This window comes from Bradyrhizobium sp. LeoB3 (assembly GCF_055456055.1).
On record NZ_JBVBEF010000030.1, the window covers coordinates 19,250 to 45,567 of the forward strand.

A 26,318-nucleotide genomic window follows, 5' to 3' on the forward strand; every position below is an offset into this window, starting at 1 on the left:
GCGGGTCGGCGATTGCCTCCATCCGGGCCGCGGTGTCAGTCTGCGATGCGGCTTCCAGTTCGGTTGCGCATGAACATGAGGCCCATCACAAAGCTCAGCGACGCCACGCCAACCGGATACCAAAGTCCGGCATAGGGATTCCCGGTCACCGTCACCACGGCGAACGCGACGAATGGGAGGAAACCTCCGAACAGGCCATTCCCGACATGGAATGGCAGCGAGAGGGAGGTGTAGCGGATGCGCGCCGGGAACAATTCGACCAGGAACGCGGCCATCGGCCCATAGACCATCGTTGCCCACACCATCATCAGGATCAACAGCAGCGCGGCGGGAAGCCATTTGACCTGCGCCGGATCGGCCGTCTTCGGATAGCCGGCGGCGGCGAGTGCTGCGGCGTAGGCGGCGCTGTCGAATCCTTTGATCGCCGTCGCTCCGATATGGACGACCACGTCCGCTGCATCAGCCGTTTCGGCGGACGAGTAAGTGACGCCGGCCTTGGATAAGTAGTCCCTGGCCATGTCGCAGGGCGTTGAAGGCTTGGCGAACATGTTGAAATTGCAGTCCTTGGCCGCGATCTGGACTGGGCTGTTGTTCTGCGCGGTCGCCAGTGCGGGATTCACCGCCCAAGTCAGAGCGTGAAAGATCGGGAAATAGGTCACGGCGGCCAGCAGGAAGCCTCCGACGATCAGCGGCTTGCGGCCAATCCGATCCGACAGCGCGCCGAACGCGATGTAGAGCGGTGTGCCTGCCACCAGCGCAATCGCGATCAGGACATAGGCACTCACGTAGTCAAGTTTGAGCGTGGCCGTGAGAAAGTAGAGCGCATAGAACTGTCCGGTGTACCAGACGACGGCCTGTCCGGCGGTGGCGCCGAACAGCGCGATGAGCACGAGGCGCAGGTTGCCCCAGTTGCCGAAGCTGTCGCGAAATGGCGCGCGAGACGTAGCGCCAACCCTCTTCATCTCGGCGAAGACGGGAGATTCCTCCAATCGCAGGCGGATGTAGACGGACATCCCGAGCAATGCGATGGAAACGAGGAATGGAATTCGCCAGCCCCAGCTCGCGAACGCAGCCGCGTCCATTGACTGCCGGCAGGCGAGAATGACGCCAAGGGACAGCAGCAGGCCCACAGTAGACGTGGTCTGAATCCAGCTCGTGTGAAGTCCTCGCTGCCGGTCCGGTGCGTGCTCGGCGACATAGATCGCAGCGCCACCGTACTCGCCGCCGATGGCCAGTCCTTGCAGCAGACGAAGCCCAACCAGCAGCACCGGCGCGAGCATTCCGATCTGGGCATAGGTCGGCAACAGGCCAACAGCCGCAGTAGACAGCCCCATGATCAAGATCGTTATGAGGAACGTATATTTGCGTCCGACCATGTCGCCGAGACGGCCGAATACAAGCGCTCCCAGCGGACGCACGGCGAATCCCGCTCCGAATGTGGCGAGGCTGGCCAGGAATGCTGCAGTCTCGTTGCCGGGAGGAAAAAACAGTGCGCCGAAGAACGCAGCGAGCGTTCCGTAGATGTAGAAGTCGTACCACTCGAAGATGGTGCCGAGCGATGCGGCCGTGATGACCAGTCGGCGCGACTTTGTGGTGTCTGCTTGTGCAGCATCGATTTCGGCCACAGCGACCATGGTGGTGTTCCCCCTTTGTGTGATGTGAAGTCTTATGAGGTGAAAGCGTCGGCGTAAGCGCCAAGCGCCTGGCTGCCGCCGGTGTGCAGAAACAGGATGTTCTCGCCCCGCCGGAATTTGCCGCTCTGGATCAGCGCGATCAGCCCCGCCATTGCCTTGCCGGTGTAGACAGGATCGAGCAGCAATCCTTCGGTCTCGGCCGCAAGCCGGATGGCGTCGATGGTTTGCGATGCCGGCTGGCCGTACCCGGGGCCGACAAAGCCATCGTCGATCAGAGGAGCCTTGAAAGCGGCGACATCTTCGATGCCGAGCAGAAGCGCAGCGGATCGCAGGTGCTGCGCCACCTTCGCGCGCTGCCTCTCCAGCGGCGCCCCGACGGAGATGCCAAGAATAGAGGCCCCGAGCCCAGTGAGATGGGCGCCGAGGATATAGCCCGCCTGAGTGCCACCGCTGCCAGTTGGCAGGATGATGCTGTCAATGGCGATTGCGCGTTCATGCTGTTGCGTGAACAGTTCGAAATAGCCGGCGACATAACCGAGGACGCCGACCGCGTTTGAACCGCCCACCGGAATGATGTAAGGCCGCCGGCCGCGCTCGCGCTCCTGTCCGGCAATCTCTTCCATCATCGGGCCGCTCTCGATGTCCCCGACAAGACGAATGTCGGCGCCGAGCAGACGATCGATGAGGACATTGCCGCTGGTGCGATAGAGGTCGCCGCGCCCACGAACGGAGTCGGTTAGAACCAGAATCGGCCGCAGGTCGCAACGAACCGCCGCGGCTGCGACCTGACGCGCATGATTGGACTGGACCGCGCCCGCCGTAATGACCGTGTCCGCGCGCTCCTTGCGGGCAGCACCGATCAGAAACTCGAGCTTTCGTATCTTGTTGCCGCCACCGGCCAGGCCTGTGCAGTCGTCCCGTTTGACCCAGATGGTTGGTCCGTTCAGCCTGGACGAAAGCCGGTCGAGCCGCTCGAGTCGGGTCGGCGAGTGGACGAGGTCCACGCGAGGAAATGCAGAAAGCCGCTGTGCTTCCTGTTGCGCGCGCTCAGGTGAACCCGCAAGACGGTACGCCATCGAAAATGCTCATGGATCGAGAACAAAAGATCGGTTGCCTTGTTAAAGCGCCATCGGAACGCTATTTTTTGGCAAATCATTAGTAAAACGAGTTGTTTCGATGGAATTTGATCGAATAATCTGATGGATTGCGCAATGAACCTCGAACTGGAGCTCGTGCGGACCTTCCTCGCGATCATCGAGCAAGGCGGCTTCACCCGCGCGGCGGGTCGGCTGCATAAGACGCAATCAACCATCAGCCTCCATATTCGTCGGCTCGAGGAGATCGTCGGCCGGCCGCTTTTCGAACGTCAGGGCCGCGGTGTCGCGCTGACAGAGCAAGGGGAGGTGCTTCGAACCTATGCCGAGGCGCTGGTTGATCTAAATGACGAGGCGCTGCTGAAGCTGCGCCGCCCACCGCTGACGGGCACGGTTCGGCTTGGGTTGCCGGAGGATTTCGCCACCCGCCATCTGCCGATGGCGCTGCGACGCTTCACAGCAAGTCATCCAGCGATCCGTCTGGAAGTCAGGAGTGCGTTGACAGCCGAACTGATGCGCGACCTGGGTAACGGCGATCTCGACATCGTGCTGGCCCGCCGCGAATCCGAAGCGACGGAGGGATATGTTCTTTGGCGGGAGCCGCTTGTCTGGGTCGGCGCCCGCGGCCAGAGTTTTGCCGTCGACCCTCTTCCCCTCGTGATGTTTCCCCACGGCTGCGTCTACCGCCCGGAAGTATTACGGCGCATGCGCTCCTGTTCGCGCCCTTGGGAGATCGTGTACACGAGCACCAGCCTTGCCGGCGTGCAAGCCGCTGTATCGGCAGGCATCGGCATCGCGGCGTTGGCCCAAAGCACCGTTCTCCCGGATTTCGTAACTCTTGGCGCCGCGGAAGGTTTGCCGGACCTCCCTGAGACTGAAATAGCGCTCTTCAAGGGATCGTCGCGCAACGTGGCGGCAACTTACTTGGGCGAGTATCTGTCGGAGTCAGTACAGAGCCTGTCATCTTCATCATCCGTCCGAATGTTCTGATGGCGTTCCGGGATAAATACCGGTGCATCTTTGGGACGGGCGCGGGCATGGGGCTGCTGCCCCGGATACGTGCCGCCTTACAATCTCGCCTCTTGAAGGCCGAAGGCGTCAAAGCGGACGTGCCAGGAGGCTGCTGGGAGCACGCCTGATTCCGTCCGAGACCGTGGCTGAAACGCTGCGGCTTTGGGTACTTCTCGACAAGACTCAAGCCACGATCATTTGCGCCAGTACTGAAGCGCATCGATGCGATTGTTGCGCGCTGCAGCTTGCGCCGTAAGGTTGGCAAAAGCGAATTTGCTTCCCACTCGTATTGTTTGTTGCTGCTGGATTTGGGCTTTCGATCATCATTCGGCGATATGAATTTGCGCTTCTTCGTCGGGCCAATCGTGCGCTGCCGAATTGCTAAATGCAAATCGAAACGAATTTCTGTTGTTGGCCCGTACCGTCGAAGCCCGACACCCGTCTCAACGTCGGTATTCAGGGTTAGACCGGAAATGGCCAAGCCGCAGCCCACCCATTGCCGACTTAGCTCGACTAAACTGAACTAAGCCTCGGCTTCGTCCGCCTGTGGATCGGGCCTCCCGGCACATACCATCCGGCTTTTTTGCGCACGGTTGGATTTTCATCACATTGCTGGGCAGCGGCGATCGCCGCAGCGGCAAGAGCATTGGTGTGGACGAACTGTCCGACCACTTCTATAGCCATTGCGCGAACATGCGCATCGGGGTCGCGCGCAAGCAGTTTCATCGCCTTTGGCAGCACGTCAGCTTGCTCGGGCCTGCAGGTCCCTTCCTTACACCGGTCGCACGCCAACGTGTGCAAGGCGGAGCATCTGACGCGCTCATCGCCATCGTTCAGCATACCCGTTAGATCGGAGAGAGTGTCGGGCGACAGATATCGGTCGAGAAATCTGCAACAATGCAGGCGGACATCAGGATTGTCATGCCGCAGCCCCACGCGCACTGCAGGAAGCGCTTGTATCCCGAGATTGAGCAATGCCCGATAGGCGTCAGGCGCCTTGTACGGGAATGCAAGTTCTTCGATGATCTCGTGGTGCTCCGCCAACATATCAGCGACCCGTCGGGTTGTTGAACGTCGGCACCAATAGCATGCCGCCGCACGTCTCTCCATATTGGCACTTCCGCTTATGGTTCATCGCGTCATTTCGCAGCGGCGCAGCAATTCGGTCGCTTTCGGAGCGAGGTGGATATCAACCGGAGGCGTCCACAGAATCCGGTTTATGGGGACGCGTCCCAGTCACTTCATCGTAATGGTGATGCGGGCCAGGCTGGCCGAGAGCTCCACGCCCAACCTTGGTCCGCTAAGCACCAGGACGACGCCATTCGCATTCTGCAGGCGCACAGCGCCGGCTCCGGCCACGAGAGCACCTCCGGCTCCGACCGCTGTGTAGGTGCCTGCCAGATCGCCGGGATCGCGCAGGTTCTGGGCTTGCCCGACGCTCATCAATTGACAGCGCAAGCGTGGCGCCAAAACTCGCGCCCGAAACGTCGAAGGGATATTTTTTGCCGTGGAATGTCAGCACGCCTGTACCATTGCCGACGGCGGCGATGATTCCGGCTTTGGAGAAGAGGACATGCACGCTGCCAGTGTCCGCCGGCGACGGAATGGTTGTTAACGTCCACGCGGCGAACGCTATCAGGCCGGATGCAATTGCACTGCGAAGGTCGCGCATAAAACCTGGTCCACGTGTTTTGAACGAGCTGAGGTCGAATCCCGAGCTTGAAACGAGAGACAATCCTGATCAGGCGCAAGAACGCTTGAGTTAGATCAAGGCGGTTTTTGTCTGCATGAAAATGCGCCGGCTCCGAAATCCTAACCCGAGGGCTGGAATCATACTGGGCGCTGGCGGCTTCAAGTGCAGGCGACCTAGCCACGGTTCCATTCACTGACCGTCGAATTGGGCCGCGACGAAAAGCCAGTGGAACGTACAGGGGAGGCCAAGGATTGCCATAATTGGCGTAATTTCTGTTCAGCGGTGGTTCACCCGTCGAGGAATCCAATCGATTGGCATCCGATAGGGGATACGATCATGACGCGCATTCTGCTCGCATTGTTCATCGGCCTGGTGTCATCGATCGCGCTGCCCGCACAGGCGCAAGAGCAGGAGAAGCGGCTCGCGCTGGTGATCGGCAATGGCGCCTACGCGTCCGGCGCGCTGCCGACGGCGGCCAACGATGCGGGTCTCGTGGCGCAGACGCTGCAGGCCGCGGGCTTTGACGTCGTCGGTGCGCGCGACCTCGACGGCGAGACGCTGCGGAAGTCGTTCCGTGAGTTCGTGCAGAAGGTGCAGGAGGCGGGACCGAACACGGTCGCCTTTGTCTATCTCGCCGGCTATGGCGTGCAGCTTACGGGTGAGAATTATTTCATTCCGGTCGATGCGAAGATCGCCCGCGACATCGACGTGCCGGTCGAAGGCCTGCGGCTGTCGGACTACATGCGCCAGCTCTCGGCGCTGCCGGTGAAGGCCAACATCATCGTTCTCGACGGCGCGCGTGCGAATTCCTTCGCCAAGGAGGGGCAGCCGCTCGCCGGCGGCCTCGCGCTGGTCGAGCCCGACGCGAAGATGCTGGTGGCGTTCAATGCCGCACCCGGCACGATCGCGCCCGAGGGACAGCCGCCTTACGGCGCCTACGCGCAGGCGCTCGCGGAGATGATTCGCGCTGGCGGCCTGCCGCTGCCTGAACTGTTCGACCGCGTCCGCCTGCGCGTCAGCGAGATGACCAAGGGCGCGCAGATTCCGTGGAACGCGCAGAAGATCGACACGCCCTTCATGTTCTTCGAACGGCAGCAGGACGCGCCGCCGACCCAGGTCGATGCCAGCGCCCGCGACAAGCCGATCCGCGACTTCGACGCCAAGGACGCCTACGCGGCCGCGCTGGAGCGCGACACGCTGCAGGGCTACGAAGACTTCCTGCAGGCGTTTCCGAATGATCCGCTCGCCAAGCGGGTGAGGGCGATCGTTGCCGCGCGCCGCGAGGCGATCACCTGGGGTCGGAGCTATCGCACCGATTCGCCTGATGCCTATTGGTCCTATCTCCATCGCTATCCGCGCGGCCCTCATGCGGCCGATGCGCGGCGGCGTCTTACAATCCTTTCGGCGGCGCTGGAGCCGCCGCCGTCCTTTGCGCCGATCGACTACGACGTTGGGCCGCCGCCGCCCGACGAGCTGACGTATGTGGACGACCGGCCGGTGCTCTACTTCGACGATCCGGTGTACGCCTTTGCGCCGCCACCGCCGCCGCCGGTGTTCTTCCTGCCGCCACCGCCGCCGGATTTCGTGGTGCTGGCGCCACCGCCGCCTCCGGTGGATGTGTACGTGCTGCCCGTTCCGCTGTTCGTGCCGATCCCGGTCTTTGTCCGGCCGCCGATCTATGTTGCGCCGCCGCCGAACAACATCGTGTTCGCCAACATCCACAACACGACGATCATCAACAACGTCATCAACAATCCGAACCCAACTCCGGCGCAGCTCGGCGCGCTCGGAACGAAGTTCAGTGGTGGCGCAGCTCGACCGGCGATAGCGCCATCGCTGCCGCCGGCCGCGGCGCAGCGGGCCAATCTGGTCCAGCCATCGCCGCAGGGCGCCGGTCAGTCGGCGCTGGGTACCAAGTTTGCGCCGCGTGCGCCGACACAAGCCACGCCGGGTGCGGCACCCAACACTCCCGGCGCGAATGCATTGCCAGGCGCCGGAAGGCAGCCATTGCCGCAGGCGCCGCCGCCCGCGACCGCCGCGCAACCTGATGCGGGCACCAAGGCGTCGAGACTGACGTCGCCGCCCGGCACAGCTCCCAACGCGGCTGGCGCCAATGCGCCGGCTGGGACCAAGGGGCGGCCTTCGCCGCAGACCGCGACGGCACCTGCCACGGCCGCGCAGCCGAACGCGATCAGGCCGGGAGCTTCGCCGAACGCGGCCGCTGCGCCGACCGACACGAAACTCAACCGGGCAGCGCCCGCACAGCGCCCGTCGGCCGCACGGCCGGCGGATGTTCCGAGGGCCGCTGGCGCGCCGCCGTCGCGCCACGCGCCTGCGGCAACCGCATTGGCAAGGCCGACGCCTTCCGTCGCTCCGCCGGCTGCCGCACATCGCCCGTCACCGCCGCCGGCAGCGGCGCGGACACCGCCGCCGGCAGCAGCGCGGACGCCGCCGCCCGCGCGTGCCGCGGTCGCACCGCCGCCAGCTCCTGCTCCGCGCGTCGCGGCGCCACCGCCACACCCGGCCGCGCCGCCGCGGGTCGCATCACCGCCGCCGCAGATGCATCAGGTGCAGCGTGCGCCACCGCCGGCGCGGGCCGCTGCGCCGGCGGGGCGCGGCGGAGCTGCCTGCCCGCCTGGCGGGTGCCCTCAGCATTGACCGGTGTGAAGCGCGGGCCTCGGCGATATCAATCCCGCTTGCGCGAGGCGAGGTCGGAGATTGCCCTCATCACGGCATCGCGGACGCCGGGGTCGTACAGGATGTGCCCGGCGCCTTCGACGATGCGGATTTCGCCCCTCGGCCAGCGTGCGGCCAGCGCAAACGAGGTTGCCGGCGGACACAGCAGATCGTAGCGGCCCTGCACCAGGATGCCGGGAATTCCTGCAAGCTTGCCGGCGTCGTTCATCAATTGGTCGGGCGCCATGAAGCAGTCATTGGCGAAGTAATGCGCCTCCATGATCGGCGTCGCGGGCAAGGCGCGCGACGAGTTCAGCGAGGCGGGATCAAGCCGTGTCCGGCTGGGCGCGTGGACGGAGAGGATGTGCTCGGTGTCATGCCAGGCGCGCGCGGCCGGGCCGTGCACCGCCGCGTCGGCATCGAGGATGCGGCGCCAATAGGCCTCGAGTGGTTGCTCGCGTTCTTCGGCCGGCAGAACGCTCAGGAAGTCCGCCGACAGCGCGGGATAGAAGCGCGGCAGCGTGTCGAGGAAGGCGACTTCCAATTCGGGGCGCGTGCCAAGGAATGTCGCGCGCAGCACCAAGCCGCTGACGCGATCGGGATACGCCTGCGCATAGGCCAGCGCGAGCGTCGCGCCCCAGGAGCCGCCGACCACCAGCCAGCGCTCGAAACCGAATTTCTGCCGGATCGCCTCCATGTCCGCGATCAAAAGCGGCAGCGTGTTGGCCTCGCGCTTTCCTTTGGGGCGGCTGCGTCCGGCGCCGCGCTGGTCGAACAGCACCGCGTGAAAACGCTCGGGATCGAACAGGCGACGGTGATCCGGCTGGCAGCCGCTGCCGGGGCCGCCATGCAGATAGACCGCAGGCACGCCGCCCTCGCGGCCGACGCTCTCGACATAGATCTCGTGGTCGTCGCCGACACCTAAGAATTCGGACGTCACTGGCGCGAAGGGATCCGTGCGGCGCGATGCTTTGCCCGCCTCGGCGTCAGGCGCCATGGTCGCCTTCCGTCTCCAGCGTGCCGCCGGCGAAATTGCGATAGAGGAAGCGGTTGTTGCCACCGGCCGCCTCGGTCTCCGCGAGCTTGAAGATCTTCTCGTGCATCGGCGACAGCGTGCAGGCCGGATCGGTGTTGCCGGCATCGCCGGTCAGCGCAAAGGCCTGGCAGCGGCAGCCCCCGTAGTCGATCTCGCGGAATTCGCAGGATTTGCACGGCTCGGGCATCCAACCGGTGCCGCGATAGCGGTTGAAGGCTTCCGAGTTCTGCCAGATCCAGGCGATCGAATGGTTCGAGCGCACGGATTCGAACTGGAGCCCGGTGATGCTTTCGGCGGCATGGCACGGCAGCACCTTGCCGGCCGGCGAGATGTTGAAGAACTGCCGGCCCCAGCCGCCCATGCACTTCTTCGGCCGCAGCGCGTAATAGTCCGGCACCACATAGTCGATTGCGAGCACGCCCTTCAGCCGCGCCTGCGCCTCCTCGACGATGCGGCTGGTCTCCTCGATCTGTTCAATCGTCGGCATCAAGGCGGCGCGGTTCTTCAGCGCCCAGCCGTAATACTGCACGTTGGCGACCTCGAGCCGGTCGGCGTCGAGATCGACGGCCATCTGGATGATGTCGGAAAGCTGGTGCAGGTTCTGGCGGTGCATCACCGCATTGACGGTGAGCGGCAGGTCGAGCTCGCGCGTCCATTTGGCGGCCTGGATCTTCTTCTCGTGCGAATTCTTCAACCCCGCAACGCGGTCGGCGACAACAGGCTCGTTGCCCTGGAAGCTGATCTGCACGTGGCAGAGGCCGGCATCGGCGAGCGCCGCCAGCTTTTCTTTCGTCAGCAGCACCGCCGACGTAATCAGGTTAGTGTAGAGCCCGACGTCATTAGCATGCTGCACCAGTTCGACGAGATCCTTGCGCGCGGTCGGCTCGCCGCCGGAGAAATGGATCTGCAGCACGCCGAGCTCGACGAGCTCGGTCATCACCTTCTTCCATTCCGCCGTGGTGAGCTCGCTGCCGGCACGGTCGAGCTCGACCGGGTTGGAGCAATAGGGGCATTGCAGCGGGCAGCGATGCGTCAGCTCTGCGAGCACCGCCAGCGGAATGCCATAGCTCGTCGCCGTCGAGCGGTGCTGCTCCAGCACCGCCAGCCCGTCATTCGGCGCGGCCGTTGTCTTGCCGTCGGTGAGAATGTCGCTCATGGCGTCTTCTCCCGTGCTTCGCTCAGAAAACCCTTGTCCGCCAGATCCTGCAGCATCGCGATCACATCGGTCGCGATCGCCTCGCGCGGTGCGGCGTATTTCGCCGCGAGCTGATCGACCATGTCGGCGACGCTGCGCTCGCCGTCGCAGAGCTGCAGCACTTCGACCGCGATCTCATCCGGCGCCAGCACGCGTTCCGGCGCCAGGATCACCCAGACCTGCCGTGTCTCGTCGAACTTCAGCTTGGCATGCCGCGGCAATTTCGGCCGGCTTGTCTCGCTGACGTTGAAGTTGCGGCCCGCCATCGAAGAATTCCTCTAGCTCGCCGTCGGCACGAAAGCGCCGGGCGGGATGTGGCCGTCGACATAGGCATGATAGAGCGCATCGAGCTGCACCCACAGCACGTTGGTCTTGAAGATCAGCGCATTGCAGACCGCCTCGCGCTCCGCCTGTGTCGTGGCGTGCTTCTTGACATAGTCGAGCGCAAAGCCGGCATCGCGCGGCGCCTGCTGCAGGCGGCGTTTGAAGTAGCTCATGATATCAGGATTGACGAAGTTGTAGTGCTGCAGCATCCCCGAGATGCGCTCTTCGTGCAGGTTCGGCGCAAACAACTCCGTCAGCGAGGAGGCGATCGCCTCCAGCGGCGTACGGTCGCGGCAGAAATGCACATAGGCTTCCACCGCAAAGCGCGTCGCCGGCAGGATGCCTTCGGTCGATTCGACATAGGCACTGTCGAGGCCGAGGCCTTCGGTCAGCTTCAGCCAGCGCTCGATCCCGCCTTCGCTGTCGACATCACCGTCATGATCCTCGATGCGATGGCGCCACTCGATGCGGGTCATGCGGTCGCGGAAGCGCGAGATCACGACCGCGTCCTTGATCGGGATCGTGCTCTGGTAATAGTAGCGGTTCAGCGCCCAGGCCTGCACCTGGCCCTTGTTCAATTTGCCGCCGTGCAACAGTTTATGGAATGGATGCAGGTTGTGATAGCGCGTCGCGCCGATATGGCGCAGCACGGCTTCCAGCTCCGCGGCGCTATCGAGCGACACGCCCTTGCCGATCGAATAGGCGGTCATCGCTTGGAGTGAAGGTCCTTGGGGTAAAGGTGCATTCAAAGCTCTATCTCCGTTCCATCGGCAGGGATCTGCCAGCCGGCCCGCTCGGCCATCTTCCGCTCGGGAGCGTCCTTCAACAGGGCCGGGTTGGAGTTGTTGATATGCAGGAACAGTTTTCGGCCGATGGCAAGCCCTGCGAGGCTCTCGATCGCGCCGTGACTGCCTGACATCGAAATATGTCCCATCCCCTGACCGGTCTTGTTGCCGAGTCCCGCCGCGATCAATTCGTCGTCGCGCCACACCGTGCCATCGAAGAACACCAGCGGCGCTCCTGCAAGCCGAGATTTAAGATCATCGGTCACGCGCGCGCAGGCGGCGAGAAAGTAGAAATATTTGCCGCTGGCCTTTTCCGCAATGCGCAGGCCCAGCGTGTCGCCTGCGCCGTCATTGCCGGCCGGATGTGCCTTGCCCTCAAGATACCACGCGCCCTTGCCGGGAACCTCGAACGGCAGCACTTCGAGGCCGGAAGCCGAGCCGTCGGGCAAAGCGGCTTCGAACGCCTGGTCCACCGCGATCGGCTGGCGCTTCACGTTCTTCTCGCTGAGCACGTCGAACACGCTGTTGGACTTCAGGATCGCCAGCACCCGCTGGTGCGCGTAGATCGTAAAGGGCGAGCCTTCGCGCATCGACAATAGTCCCGCAATGGCGTCGATCTCGCCATTGGTGAGGATGACGCCGGCGATCGGACTATGGCGAAGCTCGCCGCGCTTTGGGTGCAATTGCGGCGTTGCGGTCACTTGCTGGCGCAGGTCGGGCGAGGCGTTGATCAGGAACCAGTGCGCGCCGTCGGCGCTGACCGCGATCGAAGCCTGGGTACTCTGCAGGTCCGCCGCCTCGCTTCTTGCCGTGGTGCAAACCGGGCAGCCGCAGTTCCACTGCGGAACACCACCGCCGGCCGCCGCGCCCAGGACGACGACGCGAAGCATGATCCGTCTCCTGGCGAAGACCTGACGCGTAGGAACAAACGAGCCAGGGACACAACAAAGCGGACCCGGGCGTCAACACACATTCCCTTTGGGAAGGTCGGACGCCCGCAAGTCCAGCAACGTAAATTAAGGCTAAGATCGTCGCGCCCGCTTACTTGCGGGTTGCGCACATATACATGTTGATTTCCATGCCGACGGACACTTCGACGATCTTTGGTGCTTTCCAGGCCATCAGGTTCTCCTGTTTATGATCCGGGCGTATTTCGTCCCGGGCAACAAAGTAATGCAGGCGAAAAAGTTCGCCAGTTAAATTTTGACGTGCTGCGCTGCATCAGTCATGCTGCGCCGCACTGGATCATGACCAGATTAGACGGAATCAGATCATGATCTCATCTCTTTGTTTGATCATGATCTCCGCGCAAACGCTTCGCGTTTGTCGCGAGGGAAGGCCGGTTTCCACTTTTCCGGATCATGTTCTGGGAATTCACGCAGTTGTGCGAGAGCCGCAAGTCAAATCATACGTTTCGTTGTTGTTCGCATTGCGATCAATGGCGATTCTGAGTTTCACGGAGGTCCCATCGCAGGGGGTCTCAACCGGAGTGTCTGCCGCCGATGCCGCGCTATTTCTTCAACACCCGTATCGGCGATGAGCTGATCTCCGACCCCGAGGGCGAAATCCTGCGGGATCCCGATCGCGCCTGGGAGATGGCGCGCGCCATGATTCGGGAACTGCTGCGGACCGAAGGCGCCGACGCCACACTGTTGAATGCCGTCATCGAAGTGACCGACGACGAGGGCGATATCGTGCTCGAATTTCCATTCTCGGAGGCGATCATCGGTCCGCCGGATACGGGCTCGGTCACGAAACATTGAAGGTCTGCGCGGTCGTTCTGCGCTAGATCGCTCCCCCGCCTCGATTCCGACCATGTTCCGGATTGCATCCGTGGACGAATGTCGGAAACTGCCACTCAGGAAGCCATGCCGGCATGCGCAGGATGCTGCACATGCGAGGACCAACAGGCTTTCGCATCTGGGGAGAACCACAGCGATGAACAATCTGACCACGCCGCGCAGCCTTGTCCTGGCCGGCGCTTTCTTCGGCGCATTCACGCTTGCCGCCCATGCCCAGCAGCCCGCCAGTCCGCCCGCCGCCGGCGCGGCACCCGCTGCAGCGCAGCCGCTGCCCCCGGGCTCGCCCCTGATCGGGCGTCCGGAGAACGAGGCGGCCGCCAAGCTTGCCCCGGTCGCGCCGCCGCCGCTGGCGGCCGCGCCCGACAAATTGCCGCTCGCCAAGCTGAAGGTGCCGGCCGGCTTCAACGTCGAGGTCTACGCCGCCGGCATGGCAAATGCACGGTCGTTGGCGCAGAGCGACAAGGGTACGGTGTTTGTCGGCAGCCGCCTCGTCGACAAGGTCTATGCCATCGTCAACAAGGACGGCAAACGCCAGGTGAAGGTGATCGCCTCCGGCCTCTATCGCCCGAACGGCGTCGCCTTCAAGGACGGCACGCTCTACATCGCGGAGCTCTCGAAGGTCTCCAAGATCGAGAAGATCGACGATGTCATCGACAGTCCGCCGAAGCCGACGGTGATCTATGACAATCTGCCCAAGGACGAGGCCCATGGCTGGAAGTTCATCGCCATCGGCCCGGACAACAAACTCTATGTCCCGGTCGGCCAGCCCGGCAACAACGTCCTGCATGACGATGCGCATGGCCAGATCCGGCGCATCAATCTCGATGGCTCGGGGGCGGAAGTCTATGCGGTCGGCGTGCGCAACACGGTCGGCTTCGACTGGAATCCGGAGACCAAGCACCTCTACTTCACCGACAACGGCCGCGACTGGCTGTCCGAGACGGTGCCGGAGGATGAGCTCAACCGCGTGACCAAGGCCGGCGAGGATTTCGGCGCGCCGTTCTGCTACCAGGGCAACATCATCGACCAGGAGCTCGGCTGGGGCAAATCCTGCAGCGACTATACCCCGCCGGTCGGCCTGATGGGCCCGCACACCGCTTCGCTCGGCATGCGCTTCTACACCGGCAACATGTTCCCGAAGACGTACAAGAACGCGATCTTCGTCGCGCGCCACGGCTCCTGGAACAAGTCGAAGAAGGAGGGTGGCGATGTCGTCGTGGTCAAGCTCGACAAGGACGGCAAGGTGAAGTCGGTCGAGCCGTTCCTCACCGGCTTCCTCGAGGATAACAAATATGTCGGCCGTCCCGTCGACGTGATGCAGTTGAAGGACGGTTCGCTGCTCGTCTCCGACGATTGGAACGGCGCCGTCTACCGCATCAGCTACGAGAAGCAGAAGGTCGCGGGGCAGTAGGTCGTACTCTCCGTCATTGCAAGCGAAGCGACTTGTCCGCCGTAGCTCAAAGAGCGAAGGCGGAAGCAATCCATGCCTCCGCAAGTGGCGAAGTGGATTGCTTCGTCGCTTCGCTCCTCGCAATGACGAGCGCCAGGAAAGATCGATGTACAAAAAAATAGTTGCCGCGCTCGCCCTCGCATCCATCACCTTCGCCGCCAGCGCTGAGACCATTCAGGAGCGCGCCGCGCCCTGTCTTGCCTGCCATGGCGAGCTCGGCACGTCGGAGACCGAGAACACGCCTTCGCTCGGCGCCCAGCAAGCGGCTTACGTGCTGATCCAGCTCTTCATGTTCCGCGAGAAGCTGCGCGCGTTCGACACCATGAACGAGATGGCGAAGAATCTGTCCGACGACGACCTCCGCGCCTTTTCCGATTTCATCGCCACCCTGCCGAAGCCGGCATCGCCCGCCGAGGCCGGCGACTCCGCGCGCATGGCGCGCGGCCAGGCGCTCGCGCATCAATATCTCTGCAACAACTGCCACAGGCCGGATTTTTCCGGCAACGACAACGTCCCGCGCATCGCCAACCAGCGTGAAGACTATCTGAACAAGACGCTCAGCGAATACAAGGACAACACCCGCCACGGCTATGACGGCACCATGGCCGACGTGATGCAGCCTGTGACGAAAGAGCAGATCGCCGACCTGGCGTATTACATCGCCCACTACCGCTGACACGCCGAATAGCTCTTGTCTGACTCGATGTGGCCGCGGTCTACCTCTCCCCAGCGGGAAGAGGTCGATTTGCGCAGCAAATCGGGTGAGGGGGCGCCGGTATCCATGAGAGACCGAAACCCCTCACCCGGCGCTAGGCGCCGACCTCTCCCTTTGGGAGAGGTGGGCACCGTCCACGCGGCTGCAGCCCGGTTTACTTGCTTAGGAATAATTGTCCATTCCTTGCGCTGGCCACGTCCGCCCCACGACGCTAAAACACGCCCGTCGCAACGGAGTCGGCAATGGAAGAACTTTGGCGCCTGTCGGCCGCGGATCTGGCCGGCCTGATCAAATCGAAAAAGGTTTCGGCGAGGGAGGCGGCGACCGCCGCCCTGGCGCGGCTCGACGCGGTCAATCCCAGGCTCAATGCCGTGGTCGACCACAGACCTGCGGACGTGCTGGCGCAGGCGGACGCCATCGATGCCGCGATCGGCCGCGGCGAGGAGGTCGGCGCGCTCGGCGGCGTCCCTGTCACGATCAAGGTCAATGTCGACCAGGAAGGGTTTGCCACCACCAACGGCTTGACGCTGCAGCGCGACGTGATCGCGAAGGCCGACAATCCCGTGGTGGAGAATTTGCGCAAGGCGGGCGCCGTCCTGCTCGGCCGCACCAACTGCCCGGCCTTCTCCTATCGCTGGTTCACCACCAACCTGATCCATGGCGACACCAAGAACCCCCGCGATCCGAACCTTACGCCAGGCGGCTCGTCCGGCGGCGCGGGGTCGGCGGTGGCGGCCGGCATCGGGCATATCGCGCATGGCACCGATATCGCGGGCTCGATCCGCTATCCGGCCTATGCCTGCGGCGTGCATGGCCTGCGGCCTACCATGGGTCGCATCCCCGCCTTTAACGCGGCGCTGCCGGAGCGGCCGATCGGCCCGCAGATCAGCGCGGTCTCGGGACCGCTGGCGCGCACCGTTGGCGACCTGCGCATCGCGCTCGCGGCGATGTCGGCCCGTGATATCAGAGATCCCTGGTGGATGCCGGTGCCGCTGGAGGGACCTTCCGTGCCGAAGCGCGTCGCGATGTGCCTCGATCCCGACGGTCTCAATCCGGTCGCCGAGGTGAAGGCTGCGGTGGCGGACGCCGGCAAGCGGCTGGAGCGTGCCGGCTGGACCGTCGAGGAGATCACGGCAACGCCGCCGCTGCGCGAAGCCGCCGACCTTCAGACAAAACTCTGGCTCGGCGATGGCTATGAGGCGCAGCTCGCCGCTGCCGAGCGCGAGGGCGATCCCGGCGCGCTGACCTGCCTGCGCGGCAACCGCGCCAAGGTGCATCCATTCGATCTTTCGAAGGCGCTGACGCGCCGGGCGACATTGACGCGCGAATGGCTGGCGTTCTTCGAGCAATACGCGGTGCTGCTGATGCCGGTCTCCGGCGAATTGCCGTTCCCCGATCAGCTCGACTGCAAGGACGATGCCTCCTTTGCCCGGGTCTGGCACGCGCAACTGCCGCAGATCGCCATTCCCTTCATGGGCCTGCCTGGGCTGGTCGTGAGTACAGGATTGGTCGGCCGCATTCCCGTCGGCGTGCAACTGGTCTCGGGCCGCTACCGCGAGGATCTCTGCCTTGCCGCGGGCGAGGCAATCGAAGCCGGCGGCACGCCGTCCGCGGCCATTGATCCTGCAGGCTGAGCGAAGAATCGAACATGACGATCTTAGGTCGAACTGATGACGGCGCTTCTCCCTCTCCCCGTTCTTACGGGGAGAGGGTCGGGGTGAGGGGCTTTCTCCGCGATCACGGTGACAGTTGTACTCGTGGAGGCTCCCCCTCACCCGAAATTCAAGCGCTGCTTGAATTTCGACCTCTCCCCGCAAGGGGGGCGAGGTAAAGCCAATGCCAAGCGTCTATGATTTCACGGCCCGCTCGCTGGTCGGAGATGAAGTGCCCCTGAAGCGGTTCGAGGGGCAGGTGCTGCTCATCGTCAACACCGCCAGCGCGTGCGGCTTCACGCCGCAATACAAGGGTCTGCAGGAGCTCTATCTGGGGCTCTCGCCGCGCGGCTTTTCCGTGCTCGGCTTTCCCTGTAACCAGTTCGGCGCGCAGGAACCGGGCGATGAAAAACAGATCGCGGAGTTCTGCGAAACCAACTACGCGGTGACGTTCCCGATGTTCGCCAAGATCGAGGTGAATGGCGCGAATGCGCATCCGTTGTACAACTACTTGAAGAACGAGAAATCGGGCCTGCTCGGCCCGTCGATCAAATGGAATTTCACCAAATTCCTGGTCGACCGATCGGGCGGGGTGGTGGCGCGCCATGCGCCCACCGCGCGGCCCGAAGGACTGAAGACTGCAATCGAGGCCCTGCTATGAGCGAGAACAACGAAACCACCCACGACGAGCTGCCGGACCGCCTGTCGGTCGATCCGAATAGCCCGTATTACAATGCGGATATCCTGGCGCGCGACGTCGGCATCCGCTTCAAGGGCGTCGAAAAGACCAATGTCGAGGAGTATTGCGTCAGCGAAGGCTGGGTGCGCGTCACCGCCGGCAACGCCAAGGACCGCTATGGAAATCCGCTGACCATCAAGGTCCACGGCCCGGTCGAGCCGTATTTCCGCGATAAGCCGAAGTCGTAACATCTGAAGCGCAAGTAGTTCACTCCGTCATGGCCGGGCTTGTCCCGGCCATCCACGTTCTTTGTTCGCGATAACGGAAGGGCGTGGATGCCCGGGACAAGCCCGGGCATGACGCAAAACCCAAAGGCCAAACACACATGTCCGTCCGCATCATCGACGTTCGCGAAGTGACAAAGCCGATCGCCTCGCCGATCCGCAACGCCTATATCGATTTCAGCAAGATGACGACGAGCCTGGTTGCCGTCGTCACCGACGTCGTGCGCGACGGCAAGCGCGTGGTCGGCTACGGCTTCAACTCCAACGGTCGCTACGGGCAGGGCGGCCTGATCCGCGAGCGCTTTGCGCCGCGGCTGCTCGAGGCCGATCCGAAGACGCTGCTTGATGCGAGCGGCGACAATCTCGATCCGGACAAGGTCTGGTCGACCATGATGTCGAACGAGAAGCCCGGCGGCCACGGCGAGCGCTCGGTGGCGGTCGGCACCATCGACATGGCGGTGTGGGACGCGGTTGCGAAGATCGCGAACAAGCCGCTGTTCCGGCTGCTCGCCGAGCGGCATGGCCTCAAGGCCAATCCGCGCGTCTTCGTCTATGCCGCCGGCGGCTATTACTATCCCGGCAAGGATCTCTCCGCGCTGCGCGCGGAGATGCGCGGCTATCTCGACCGCGGCTACAATGTCGTGAAGATGAAGATCGGCGGCGCGCCTCTAACCGAGGACCGCGAGCGGATCGAGGCGGTGCTGAAGGAGATCGGCAAGGACGCGCAGCTTGCGGTCGACGCCAATGGCCGTTTCGATCTGGAGACTGCGATCGCCTATGCCAAAATGCTGCGGGAGTATCCGCTGTTCTGGTACGAGGAAGCCGGCGATCCCCTCGACTTCGCGCTGCAGGCCGCGCTCGCGGAATTCTATCCGGCGCCGATGGCGACCGGCGAGAACCTGTTCAGCCATCAGGATGCGCGCAACCTCGTTCGTTATGGCGGCATGCGGCCGGACCGCGACTGGCTGCAGTTCGACTGCGCGCTGTCCTACGGCCTCTGCGAATATCAGCGCACGCTGCAGGTGCTGAAGACCCACGGCTGGTCGCCAAGCCGCTGCATCCCGCATGGCGGCCACCAGATGTCGCTGAACATCGCCGCCGGCCTCGGCCTCGGCGGCAATGAGAGCTACCCCGATCTGTTCCAGCCCTATGGCGGCTTCCCCGACGGCGTGCGCGTCGAGAATGGCCACATCACCATGCCCGATCTTCCCGGCATCGGATTCGAGGGCAAGAGCGATCTCTACGAGGAGATGAAAGCGCTCGCGGAGTAAGCCACGCTCGCGCCATTGAATCTCCGCCGTCGTTCCGGGGCACGCGCAGCGCGGGCCCGGAATCCATTTCTCCGCCCGCGTATGTGGCTCGATGGATTCCGGGCTCGATGCTTCGCATCGCCCCGGAATGACGGGGGGACGCATCGCGCAATCCTTTCCTCCGTCATGGCCGGGCTTGACCCGGCCATTCACGTTGTCGCGGGCGCGTGGAAGGACGTGGATGCCCGGGTCAAGCCCGGGCATGACGGCGTCGTATCATTCGCGCGATTTTCCTTAAGCCGATCAACGTGATTTGCTCTGTCCAGCCCTCGCGCAAAAAACATTCCGCTTCCGCCGTCGGGCAAATCAGTGATTTAACTCCGCGCGTCTCACCCGAATGAGGGGCGGCTCGCGATCGTCACGAACGTTGCGGTGAGATGCGGTGGACGCGGGTGCTGTGAACGACGAGCGCAGCTATCCGTGGACGGCGAAGTCGTGTGGTCCTGGCGCCCCGACGCTGGCGCTAAGTACGCGAGCAGCAAGAGCTGCCGCGGACGACGGTGGCAAGAAAGCCCGGTCACCGGGGAGAGCGCGAAGGAAGCCGTAACACCATCGCGCAGGGAAAGCCGGAATGCTTCGGTTGAACCTGTGGTCCTACCCCCGTGCTTTTTGTTGCACGGGGCCCACGGGTGCAACCAGCACCCGGCTTTCCCTGCGCCCTCTGTTCGATGAGAGGGTGGAACGAGATGCAAAGCTCGGACGCAAAGCGCCGCGAGAATGCGAGCGCGCATCCTCATCGCTGTTTGAAATTTGAATCACGACTCTCCCCACGTCGTCCCGGGCTTGCGCGCCGCGGCGAAGCCCTTGGGCGTAGCCGGGACCCGGGATCCATAACCACAGGAGATGTGACGTGCTCCGCTACCACCGCTTGCTCGCGCCACAACACCTCCCTGTGGTTATGGGTCCCCGCTCCCGGGCGCAATTGCGCCCTAGGCGGGGACGACAACGGTGCGAGGTGTGAGAGAATCGTAGGATGGGTCGAGCGAAGCGAAACCCGTCATTCGCGCGGCTTGCTCGATCGCGATGGGTTTCGCTGCGCTCTACCCATCCTACGGCGCTAATGCTTCGCCCGTCACGACAGCCGCATCTCGAGCAGCCGGCGGCCTTCGCCCTTGAGCAGCTTCTTCACGGCGCTGGAGGCGATCACCTCGCCGTTGTTGGCGTAGGCTTCGTGGTTCTTCTCGATATCGTCGAGGCGATAGAGATAATTGACCATGATGCCGGCGGATTCGCGCAAGCCTTTCGGCGAGAGATCGCCGAGCCAATTGATGCGCTCCAGCCGCGCGCCGTTGCCGAGGTGGAAGCGCGCCACCGAATCGATCAGCCGTCCCTTCGGCGTTCGCGCTTTCAGGAAATAATAGGCGGCGAGCGGCTCCAGCACGGTGCGGAGCTGCGCGGCCAGTTCGGCAATGTCGAACCAGTCGGGCTTGCCGAGCCCTTCGAGCAGCAGCCGATCCTCGTCGGAGAGCGGCGCGTCGCTCGCCTGCCTCAGCCATTGCATGAAGCCCGGCACCGGCGACAGCGTCACGAAGGTGTCGAGCTTCGGCAATTCGCGGCGCAATTCCTCGACCACCTGCTTGATCAGGAAACTGCCGAAGGAGATGCCGCCGAGCCCGCGCTGGGTGTTGGAGATCGAATAGAACACGGCGGTGCGGGCGCGCTCGATCGGCACCGGCTCGCGCTGCTCGGCGAGCAGAGGCGCGATCGCGCCGGGGATCGTCTCGGTCAGAGCCACCTCGACGAAGATCAGCGGCTCGTCGTTCAGCGCCGGATGGAAGAACGCGTAGCAACGGCGATCGATGGGATCGATGCGGCGGCGCAAGTCGTTCCAGTCGCGGATCTCATGCACCGCCTCGTAGCGAATGATCTTCTCCAGAATATTGGCCGGCGTCGACCAGTCTATCCTGCGCAGCACGAGAAATCCCCTGTTGAACCAAGAAGAGAGCAGATGGGTGACGTCGCGATCGAGCGACTCCAGGTCCTTGTTGCCTTTCATCAGGTTGAGCAGATCCGCGCGCATCGACACCAGTTCGCTGGTGCCGCCCGGCGCGCGGTTGAGCCGGCGGATCAGTTCCTGCCGGCGCGGCTCGGACGCGAAATGCAAATCGCTGGCTTCGCCGTCGTCGGAACCCTTGCGCCAGGCCTCGATCGCCTGCATCAGCTTGGCGCGGTCAGGGCCGAAATCCCGGGAGAGCGTCTGGAAGAACGCCAGCCGCCCCGCGGCGTCGAGATGGTGATAGCGGTCGAGCACCTCGCGCGCCATGGCAGTGCCGGAGGCTTCGCCACGGCCCGAGAGCAGCGCCTCGCACAATTCAAGAAGCTCGGAGGCGTCCTGCTTCGTTTCCAACGAATTGCCTCGCCGGAGCAGCGTACGGCCGCGCTCGGAAATCGTTGCCAGCAGGTCGGAGAAAAAGGCATTGGCCATGGGAGGGATCGAATCCGATTACACCGAAGCTTACATAGGATTTTGGTTCCTGCCGACTATACTCAAGAACACCATTTTGTCATGACTTGCCAATGAAGTCTCGCGTTCATTCCTTGCCCGCAAATTCCGTCGGCGTCTTGCCGGTCACCTGGCGGAACGCATGGGAGAACGCCGGAAGGCTGGCATAGCCGAGGTCTGAGGCGATCTGCTTGATCGACACATTAGATTCTGTCGACAGTCGTTCAATTGCAGCGGCAATGCGGGCGCGCTGGCACCAGCTCTTGAAACTGAGCTGCGTCTCCGACGAGAACAGGCGCGACAAGGTTCGCGCCGACGTGCCGACCTCGCGTGCCAGCGTCTCGATTTCATATTGGGCGGTTGGATTGGCGAGGACGATGCTGGCGGCGCGCCGGCAGCGCGGTTCCTGCGGCAGCGGAATGAAGGTCGCGGAATCCTCGGCCTGGTCCAGTTCCAGCATGACCAGTTGCAGCAGAAGCGCAGTCCGCTCGTGATCGTCCCGTCTGTCGAACAGCGCCAGGATGGTCTGATGCAAGAGCGGCGATATCCGCACCACGAATTCGGCACCGAGGCTGTTGCCGCGCGCGTTGCGCTTCAGCCACGGCAATTCGAAATACAGCGTCCGCATCTGGATGTCGGCGAGCACGTCGATCGAATGCTCCATCAAGGCCGGCACCCACACCGCGCGGTCCGGCGGCACCAGCCAGCGCCCCTTCGGCGTCGTCACCTGCATCGTGCCCTCGGCGGCGTAGACCAGTTGCGACTCGCGGTGGATGTGGGTGTCGAGCCGCACGCCGCGCCGGTAGTGACGCGCGACCAGATGCACGCCGTCACCGGTGGCGCGTTGGCCCCGCAAGATCGCGGCAATTGGCGTTTCGGCGACAGTCATTGGCGACATCCCGTCAGGACAACTCCCTATAACCTAGTTCCGGAAGCAAGAGGATTCCCCAAAGGGACATCTAAGGGGACATCTCAAGAGGACTTCCAAAGGGATCGAAACAGGATCAACGCATGAACAGCCCCGGCCGGGTGATCACCTACGTCAACACCGCCCATTTCATTGACCATTATTCGATGCTGATCTTCGCCGCCGCTGTCATAGTGATGGGTCCGGCGCTCGGCATGGCCTATTCGGAATTGCTGCCTTACGCCACCCCGGGCTTCATCGCCTTCGGCGCCGGCTCGCTGCTGACAGGCTGGCTCGGCGACCGCTGGAGCCGCCGCCATATGATTGTGATCTTCTTCATCGGCATCGGGCTGTCCATGATTTCGGTCGGCTTCGTGCAGACCCCGCTGCAGCTTGGTGCGGCGCTGCTGGCGATCGGCGTGTTCGCCTCGATCTACCATCCGGTCGGCACTGCCATGATCGTGTCCTATGCCGACAAGCTCGGCCGCGAGATGGGGCTGAACGGGGTCTGGGGTAATCTCGGCGTCGCCTCCTCGGCGCTGGTCACCGGCGTGATCGGCCAGTATCTCGGCTGGCGCTTTGCCTTCATCATTCCCGGCATCGTCACCGTGCTGCTCGGCATCGCCTTCGCGCTGACCGTGGTGCATGAGGATCGCAAGGGGAGCAAGCAGGCCGCAGCCCAGGCGCGCGTCGCGAAGAAGGACATGTGGCGCGTGATCCTGTCGCTCCTGATCGTGGTGATCGCGATCTCCACCACCTTCAACGCGGTGACGGTGGCGCTGCCGAAACTGTTCGCCGAACGGCTCGCCGACCTGACCAGGAGCCCGGCGCTGCTCGGCGTGATCGCAGCCTGCGTCTATGTGTTCGGCGCGATGACGCAGTACACGATCGGCAAATTGCTCGACCACCATTCGCTTAAGACGGTGGCGCTGCCGCTGTCCTTCATGCTGGCGCCGTTCCTCTATCTGGCAGCGACGCTGTCGGACCTGCCGCTGATCCTGGTGTCGATCGGCATCGTGATGGGCGCGTTCGGCCAGGTCACGGTCAACGATGCCATGGTCGGCAAATACACCAGCGAGGAATGGCGGTCGCGCGCCTATGCGGTGCGCTATTTCGTCGGTTTCACCGCGGCCGGCGCCTCGGTCGGGTTGGTCGCCTGGCTTTACGAGCAGGGCGGGTTCGTCACCATGCTGCGCGCGTTCGCCGCGCTCTGTCTATTGGCGATCGCAGCGGCCATTATCCTGCCCAATGAGATCAGGACGCCGGCGCCGCAGGCGAACTGAGGCTGGGGATATTTTGTCGCGGACACGCAAGGTTGATCGTTATGTGAACTGCATCACTTCATGCGCTGCACAATATCTGGCAAACTTGTTCGGGGTAAGGAGTGTGATAGGCTCTTTATGGGTAGACCTTTAGGTTTCGGGGGCTGAGGCTAATTGCGCCTCAACGCTGTATTTGCGGTTTTTGGAGCCCAACCGATCCATGGGTGAGATTCGCGACTTCAAGTCGGGCAGGCACGAGCGGCCGCCGGGTGATCCGACGCCGCGGCGCCTTGCCGCGATCGTCGCAGGCGACATCGCCGGCTACAGCCGTCTGATGCAGCTCGATGAGGAGGGTACGCACAACCGCGTCAAGCGGATCGAGCGCGACCTGATCGAGCCGACCATCGTCGAGCATCACGGCAAGCTGGTGAAGACGACCGGCGACGGCTTCATTGCGATGTTCGACAGTCCGGTCGAAGCCGTCAGGTGCAGCATCGTGATCCAGCAGAACCTGGTCGGCCGCAACGCGGCGGTACCGAGGGACTACTGGATCGAGTACCGGATCGGCGTCAATCTCGGCGACGTCATCATCGAGCCCGACGACATCTATGGCGACGGCGTCAACGTTGCCTCGCGTCTTGAAGGGATCGCCGAGCCGGGGCAGGTCTTCATTTCCGGCGGCATCTACGAGCAGATCAAGCACAAGCTGGTGTGCGGCTACGAGTCGCTCGGCGACCGCAAGGTCAAGAACATCACCGACCCGGTGCGGGTCTATCGTGTGCTGCCGGATGCCGCGGCCTTCCAGCGGACGCGCCGGCGGCGCGAGAACGTCCTGATCTTCCTGCTCAGCATCACGCTCGCGATCATCGCCGGCGGCATCCTCTGGTCCTTGCTGATACCGCGGAGCGAAAAGCTGGCGGTGCGAACCCCGGCGCCAGCGGCATCACCGTCGCCCGCGGCATCGCCGAAGGCGGCCGAGCCGGCGCCCGCCACGAAACAGGCGGCAGCTCCCGCTGCCAGTCCCACGGCGCAACCGCAGCCGCCGCAGCCCTCCGCGAGCCCGGCCGTGACGGCGGTCGCGCCCCCGACGCCGCCCACGCCGTCCGTGCGGGAGCCCGAGATGGTCGCGCTTCAGGGCGGCAGCTTCTCGATGGGCAGCAATGACGACGCGTCGGAGCGGCCGATCCGAAGGGTGACGGTCAAGCCATTCGCCATCGCCAAATATCCGGTCACGGTCCGCGAATGGAACGCGTGCGCCGCCGCCAAGGTGTGCGGCTTCACGGCGACCGGAAAGGACGAGGCGCCGGTCACGAATGTGAGCTGGAGCGATGCCAAGCAATACGTCACCTGGCTCGCAGACGTCACGAAGAAGGCCTATCGGCTTCCGAGCGAAGCCGAATGGGAGTTTGCCGCCCGCGGCGGAACGCAGACCAGATATTGGTGGGGCGAGCAGATGCAGCCGGGCATGGCCAGTTGCAAGGATTGCGGCGACAGCGCCGCCGCCGAGCAGCCGACCAAGGTCGGCAACTTCAAGTCCAATCCGTTCGGGCTGCATGACATGGGCGGCGGGGTCGACCAGTGGGTCGAGGATTGCTGGCACAAGAATTATCAGGGTGCCCCGGCCGATGGTTCTCCCTGGCTTGGCGGAGACTGCACATCCCATGTGCTCCGCTCCGGCTCCTGGAAGAATGACACGCGTTATGTGCGACCGGCCAATCGGGATAACTACGACACCAACGTTCGATATCCGACCCATGGCTTCCGGGTCGCGCTGTCGCCTTAAAGTATTTGGATTGGGGGAGGGGGCAATGAGAGTTGCGCGTACGCTTCTGATTTCTGCGGTCCTGTCGTCGCTTACGAACGTTGCGCACGCGCAGGACAAGCCTGCACCGAAGGATGCGGTCCTGTATTTCGTCTGGCCGCAGAATGGCACGACCATCAAGGGCGCCTTCTGGGCCCGCTTCGGCCTGCGCAACATGGGCGTGACCCATGCCGGCGATGACTATGCGAACGCAGGTCATCACCATCTGCTGATCGACGTCGACGAGCCGCTCAATCCGAACGAGCCGATCCCATCGGACAAGTCCCACCTGCATTTCGGTGCAGGCCAGACCGAGGCGCGTATCGAGCTGCCGCCCGGCAAGCACACCTTGCAGCTCGTGCTCGGTGACGCCAAGCACTATCCCTTCAAGCCGCCGGTCGTGTCGGAGAAGATCACGATCCGCGTCAGATGAATTTGTAGTGTCGGCCCGCTTGCGAAAACTGGCGGTTGCCTGTTTCCCCATCATGCGGTTTGTTGCTGCAATAGCCGGGCACCAGACTCGGCGTGGAGGAAGCCGATGGCCAGTCAATTGCCCCTTATCACA

Annotated in this window: 24 protein-coding genes; 12 read left to right on the forward strand and 12 right to left on the reverse strand. The window is 63.5% G+C overall.

The genetic code is table 11. The features are described from left to right. Positions 1–35: 35 nt before the first annotated feature. Complete coding sequence (locus ACZXDY_RS20305) at positions 36–1,634, reverse strand: MFS transporter (RefSeq protein WP_464346707.1); 1,599 nt, start codon at positions 1,632–1,634, stop codon at positions 36–38. A 32-nt stretch (positions 1,635–1,666) separates the two neighbouring features. Beyond that, positions 1,667–2,710 carry a D-cysteine desulfhydrase family protein gene (locus tag ACZXDY_RS20310; RefSeq protein WP_464346708.1) on the reverse strand — a complete coding sequence of 348 codons (1,044 nt, stop codon included), beginning with the start codon at positions 2,708–2,710 and terminating at the stop codon, positions 1,667–1,669. A 135-nt stretch (positions 2,711–2,845) separates the two neighbouring features. Between ACZXDY_RS20310 and ACZXDY_RS20315 the strand changes: the two genes are divergently transcribed. Next, positions 2,846–3,718 carry a LysR substrate-binding domain-containing protein gene (locus ACZXDY_RS20315; RefSeq protein WP_464346709.1) on the forward strand — a complete coding sequence of 291 codons (873 nt, stop codon included), beginning with the start codon at positions 2,846–2,848 and terminating at the stop codon, positions 3,716–3,718. 534 nt (positions 3,719–4,252) lie between these two features. On the opposite strand, the gene ACZXDY_RS20320 is transcribed toward ACZXDY_RS20315, so the two are convergent. Further along, the gene (locus tag ACZXDY_RS20320) at positions 4,253–4,849 is read right to left on the reverse strand and encodes a sister chromatid cohesion protein PDS5 (protein ID WP_464346710.1); all 597 of its coding nucleotides are present in this window, start codon (positions 4,847–4,849) and stop codon (positions 4,253–4,255) included. 126 nt (positions 4,850–4,975) lie between these two features. Then, the gene (locus ACZXDY_RS20325; RefSeq protein ID WP_464346711.1) at positions 4,976–5,182 is read right to left on the reverse strand and encodes a hypothetical protein; all 207 of its coding nucleotides are present in this window, start codon (positions 5,180–5,182) and stop codon (positions 4,976–4,978) included. 586 nt (positions 5,183–5,768) lie between these two features. Between ACZXDY_RS20325 and ACZXDY_RS20330 the strand changes: the two genes are divergently transcribed. Next, on the forward strand, positions 5,769–8,090 hold the full coding sequence (locus ACZXDY_RS20330) for a caspase family protein (protein WP_464346712.1): 2,322 nt from the start codon (positions 5,769–5,771) through the stop codon (positions 8,088–8,090). Positions 8,091–8,118: 28 nt separating this feature from the next. On the opposite strand, the gene pip is transcribed toward ACZXDY_RS20330, so the two are convergent. From pip to pqqA, 6 genes are all read right to left on the reverse strand, one after another. Beyond that, complete coding sequence (pip, locus tag ACZXDY_RS20335) at positions 8,119–9,105, reverse strand: prolyl aminopeptidase (RefSeq protein WP_464346713.1); 987 nt, start codon at positions 9,103–9,105, stop codon at positions 8,119–8,121. After that, entirely contained in the window at positions 9,095–10,300 is a 1,206-nt protein-coding gene (pqqE, locus tag ACZXDY_RS20340) for a pyrroloquinoline quinone biosynthesis protein PqqE (RefSeq protein WP_464346714.1), read from the reverse strand. The genes pip and pqqE overlap by 11 nt, the downstream gene beginning before the upstream one ends. Continuing rightward, positions 10,297–10,605 (reverse strand): pyrroloquinoline quinone biosynthesis peptide chaperone PqqD, encoded by a 309-nt coding sequence (gene pqqD / locus ACZXDY_RS20345; RefSeq protein ID WP_464346715.1) that lies wholly within the window; start codon positions 10,603–10,605, stop codon positions 10,297–10,299. The genes pqqE and pqqD overlap by 4 nt, the downstream gene beginning before the upstream one ends. Before the next feature lie 12 nt (positions 10,606–10,617). Continuing rightward, entirely contained in the window at positions 10,618–11,373 is a 756-nt protein-coding gene (gene pqqC, locus ACZXDY_RS20350; RefSeq protein WP_028166079.1) for a pyrroloquinoline-quinone synthase PqqC, read from the reverse strand. Between the two features lie 35 nt (positions 11,374–11,408). Next, positions 11,409–12,338 (reverse strand): pyrroloquinoline quinone biosynthesis protein PqqB, encoded by a 930-nt coding sequence (pqqB, locus tag ACZXDY_RS20355; protein ID WP_464346716.1) that lies wholly within the window; start codon positions 12,336–12,338, stop codon positions 11,409–11,411. A 151-nt stretch (positions 12,339–12,489) separates the two neighbouring features. Next, the gene (gene pqqA / locus ACZXDY_RS20360; protein WP_035635412.1) at positions 12,490–12,570 is read right to left on the reverse strand and encodes a pyrroloquinoline quinone precursor peptide PqqA; all 81 of its coding nucleotides are present in this window, start codon (positions 12,568–12,570) and stop codon (positions 12,490–12,492) included. Positions 12,571–12,950: 380 nt separating this feature from the next. Between pqqA and ACZXDY_RS20365 the strand changes: the two genes are divergently transcribed. The 7 genes from ACZXDY_RS20365 (at position 12,951) to ACZXDY_RS20395 (ending at position 19,301) form a co-directional block, all read left to right on the forward strand. After that, the gene (locus ACZXDY_RS20365; protein ID WP_028166081.1) at positions 12,951–13,211 is read left to right on the forward strand and encodes a DUF6894 family protein; all 261 of its coding nucleotides are present in this window, start codon (positions 12,951–12,953) and stop codon (positions 13,209–13,211) included. Between the two features lie 175 nt (positions 13,212–13,386). Beyond that, entirely contained in the window at positions 13,387–14,661 is a 1,275-nt protein-coding gene (locus ACZXDY_RS20370; RefSeq protein WP_464346717.1) for a PQQ-dependent sugar dehydrogenase, read from the forward strand. A gap of 145 nt (positions 14,662–14,806) precedes the next feature. Beyond that, the gene (locus ACZXDY_RS20375) at positions 14,807–15,376 is read left to right on the forward strand and encodes a c-type cytochrome (protein WP_464346718.1); all 570 of its coding nucleotides are present in this window, start codon (positions 14,807–14,809) and stop codon (positions 15,374–15,376) included. Positions 15,377–15,657: 281 nt separating this feature from the next. Continuing rightward, on the forward strand, positions 15,658–17,049 hold the full coding sequence (locus tag ACZXDY_RS20380) for an amidase family protein (RefSeq protein ID WP_464346719.1): 1,392 nt from the start codon (positions 15,658–15,660) through the stop codon (positions 17,047–17,049). 202 nt (positions 17,050–17,251) lie between these two features. After that, the gene (locus ACZXDY_RS20385; RefSeq protein ID WP_130231380.1) at positions 17,252–17,728 is read left to right on the forward strand and encodes a glutathione peroxidase; all 477 of its coding nucleotides are present in this window, start codon (positions 17,252–17,254) and stop codon (positions 17,726–17,728) included. Then, on the forward strand, positions 17,725–17,994 hold the full coding sequence (locus ACZXDY_RS20390) for a DUF3297 family protein (RefSeq protein WP_028166086.1): 270 nt from the start codon (positions 17,725–17,727) through the stop codon (positions 17,992–17,994). Before ACZXDY_RS20385 ends, ACZXDY_RS20390 begins: the two co-directional genes overlap by 4 nt. A 137-nt stretch (positions 17,995–18,131) precedes the next feature. After that, a complete protein-coding gene (locus ACZXDY_RS20395; protein ID WP_464346720.1) occupies positions 18,132–19,301 on the forward strand; it encodes a mandelate racemase/muconate lactonizing enzyme family protein in 1,170 nt (389 codons plus the stop codon). Positions 19,302–20,412: 1,111 nt separating this feature from the next. Here the strand turns inward: ACZXDY_RS20395 and ACZXDY_RS20400 are convergent. After that, entirely contained in the window at positions 20,413–21,765 is a 1,353-nt protein-coding gene (locus ACZXDY_RS20400) for a malonyl-CoA decarboxylase (protein WP_028166088.1), read from the reverse strand. Between the two features lie 106 nt (positions 21,766–21,871). Next, the gene (locus ACZXDY_RS20405) at positions 21,872–22,672 is read right to left on the reverse strand and encodes an AraC family transcriptional regulator (RefSeq protein WP_464346721.1); all 801 of its coding nucleotides are present in this window, start codon (positions 22,670–22,672) and stop codon (positions 21,872–21,874) included. A 122-nt stretch (positions 22,673–22,794) separates the two neighbouring features. Here ACZXDY_RS20405 and ACZXDY_RS20410 point away from each other — a divergent pair, with 122 nt between their 5' ends. The 3 genes from ACZXDY_RS20410 (at position 22,795) to ACZXDY_RS20420 (ending at position 26,186) form a co-directional block, all read left to right on the forward strand. Then, positions 22,795–23,973, forward strand: a complete 1,179-nt coding sequence (locus ACZXDY_RS20410; protein WP_464346722.1) for an MFS transporter — start codon at positions 22,795–22,797, stop codon at positions 23,971–23,973. A gap of 199 nt (positions 23,974–24,172) precedes the next feature. Further along, entirely contained in the window at positions 24,173–25,735 is a 1,563-nt protein-coding gene (locus ACZXDY_RS20415) for an SUMF1/EgtB/PvdO family nonheme iron enzyme (RefSeq protein ID WP_028166091.1), read from the forward strand. 25 nt (positions 25,736–25,760) lie between these two features. Further along, positions 25,761–26,186 (forward strand): DUF4399 domain-containing protein, encoded by a 426-nt coding sequence (locus tag ACZXDY_RS20420; RefSeq protein WP_028166092.1) that lies wholly within the window; start codon positions 25,761–25,763, stop codon positions 26,184–26,186. Positions 26,187–26,318 lie beyond the last annotated feature (132 nt).

Excerpts from the sequence above, each read along its gene's own strand:
- pqqC (WP_028166079.1), bottom strand. The coding sequence starts at position 11,373 with ATGACCGCCTATTCGATCGGCAAGGGCGTGTCGCTCGATAGCGCCGCG.
- ACZXDY_RS20385 (WP_130231380.1), top strand. The coding sequence starts at position 17,252 with ATGCCAAGCGTCTATGATTTCACGGCCCGCTCGCTGGTCGGAGATGAA.
- ACZXDY_RS20405 (WP_464346721.1), bottom strand. The coding sequence starts at position 22,672 with ATGACTGTCGCCGAAACGCCAATTGCCGCGATCTTGCGGGGCCAACGC.
- ACZXDY_RS20375 (WP_464346718.1), top strand. The coding sequence starts at position 14,807 with ATGTACAAAAAAATAGTTGCCGCGCTCGCCCTCGCATCCATCACCTTC.
- ACZXDY_RS20325 (WP_464346711.1), bottom strand. The coding sequence starts at position 5,182 with ATGAGCGTCGGGCAAGCCCAGAACCTGCGCGATCCCGGCGATCTGGCA.
- ACZXDY_RS20410 (WP_464346722.1), top strand. The coding sequence starts at position 22,795 with ATGAACAGCCCCGGCCGGGTGATCACCTACGTCAACACCGCCCATTTC.
- ACZXDY_RS20365 (WP_028166081.1), top strand. The coding sequence starts at position 12,951 with ATGCCGCGCTATTTCTTCAACACCCGTATCGGCGATGAGCTGATCTCC.
- ACZXDY_RS20305 (WP_464346707.1), bottom strand. The coding sequence starts at position 1,634 with ATGGTCGCTGTGGCCGAAATCGATGCTGCACAAGCAGACACCACAAAG.
- pip (WP_464346713.1), bottom strand. The coding sequence starts at position 9,105 with ATGGCGCCTGACGCCGAGGCGGGCAAAGCATCGCGCCGCACGGATCCC.
- ACZXDY_RS20390 (WP_028166086.1), top strand. The coding sequence starts at position 17,725 with ATGAGCGAGAACAACGAAACCACCCACGACGAGCTGCCGGACCGCCTG.
- ACZXDY_RS20415 (WP_028166091.1), top strand. The coding sequence starts at position 24,173 with ATGGGTGAGATTCGCGACTTCAAGTCGGGCAGGCACGAGCGGCCGCCG.
- ACZXDY_RS20330 (WP_464346712.1), top strand. The coding sequence starts at position 5,769 with ATGACGCGCATTCTGCTCGCATTGTTCATCGGCCTGGTGTCATCGATC.
- pqqD (WP_464346715.1), bottom strand. The coding sequence starts at position 10,605 with ATGGCGGGCCGCAACTTCAACGTCAGCGAGACAAGCCGGCCGAAATTG.
- ACZXDY_RS20400 (WP_028166088.1), bottom strand. The coding sequence starts at position 21,765 with ATGGCCAATGCCTTTTTCTCCGACCTGCTGGCAACGATTTCCGAGCGC.
- ACZXDY_RS20315 (WP_464346709.1), top strand. The coding sequence starts at position 2,846 with ATGAACCTCGAACTGGAGCTCGTGCGGACCTTCCTCGCGATCATCGAG.
- ACZXDY_RS20380 (WP_464346719.1), top strand. The coding sequence starts at position 15,658 with ATGGAAGAACTTTGGCGCCTGTCGGCCGCGGATCTGGCCGGCCTGATC.
- pqqB (WP_464346716.1), bottom strand. The coding sequence starts at position 12,338 with ATGCTTCGCGTCGTCGTCCTGGGCGCGGCGGCCGGCGGTGGTGTTCCG.
- pqqA (WP_035635412.1), bottom strand. The coding sequence starts at position 12,570 with ATGGCCTGGAAAGCACCAAAGATCGTCGAAGTGTCCGTCGGCATGGAA.
- ACZXDY_RS20320 (WP_464346710.1), bottom strand. The coding sequence starts at position 4,849 with ATGGAGAGACGTGCGGCGGCATGCTATTGGTGCCGACGTTCAACAACC.
- ACZXDY_RS20310 (WP_464346708.1), bottom strand. The coding sequence starts at position 2,710 with ATGGCGTACCGTCTTGCGGGTTCACCTGAGCGCGCGCAACAGGAAGCA.
- ACZXDY_RS20370 (WP_464346717.1), top strand. The coding sequence starts at position 13,387 with ATGAACAATCTGACCACGCCGCGCAGCCTTGTCCTGGCCGGCGCTTTC.
- ACZXDY_RS20395 (WP_464346720.1), top strand. The coding sequence starts at position 18,132 with ATGTCCGTCCGCATCATCGACGTTCGCGAAGTGACAAAGCCGATCGCC.
- pqqE (WP_464346714.1), bottom strand. The coding sequence starts at position 10,300 with ATGAGCGACATTCTCACCGACGGCAAGACAACGGCCGCGCCGAATGAC.
- ACZXDY_RS20420 (WP_028166092.1), top strand. The coding sequence starts at position 25,761 with ATGAGAGTTGCGCGTACGCTTCTGATTTCTGCGGTCCTGTCGTCGCTT.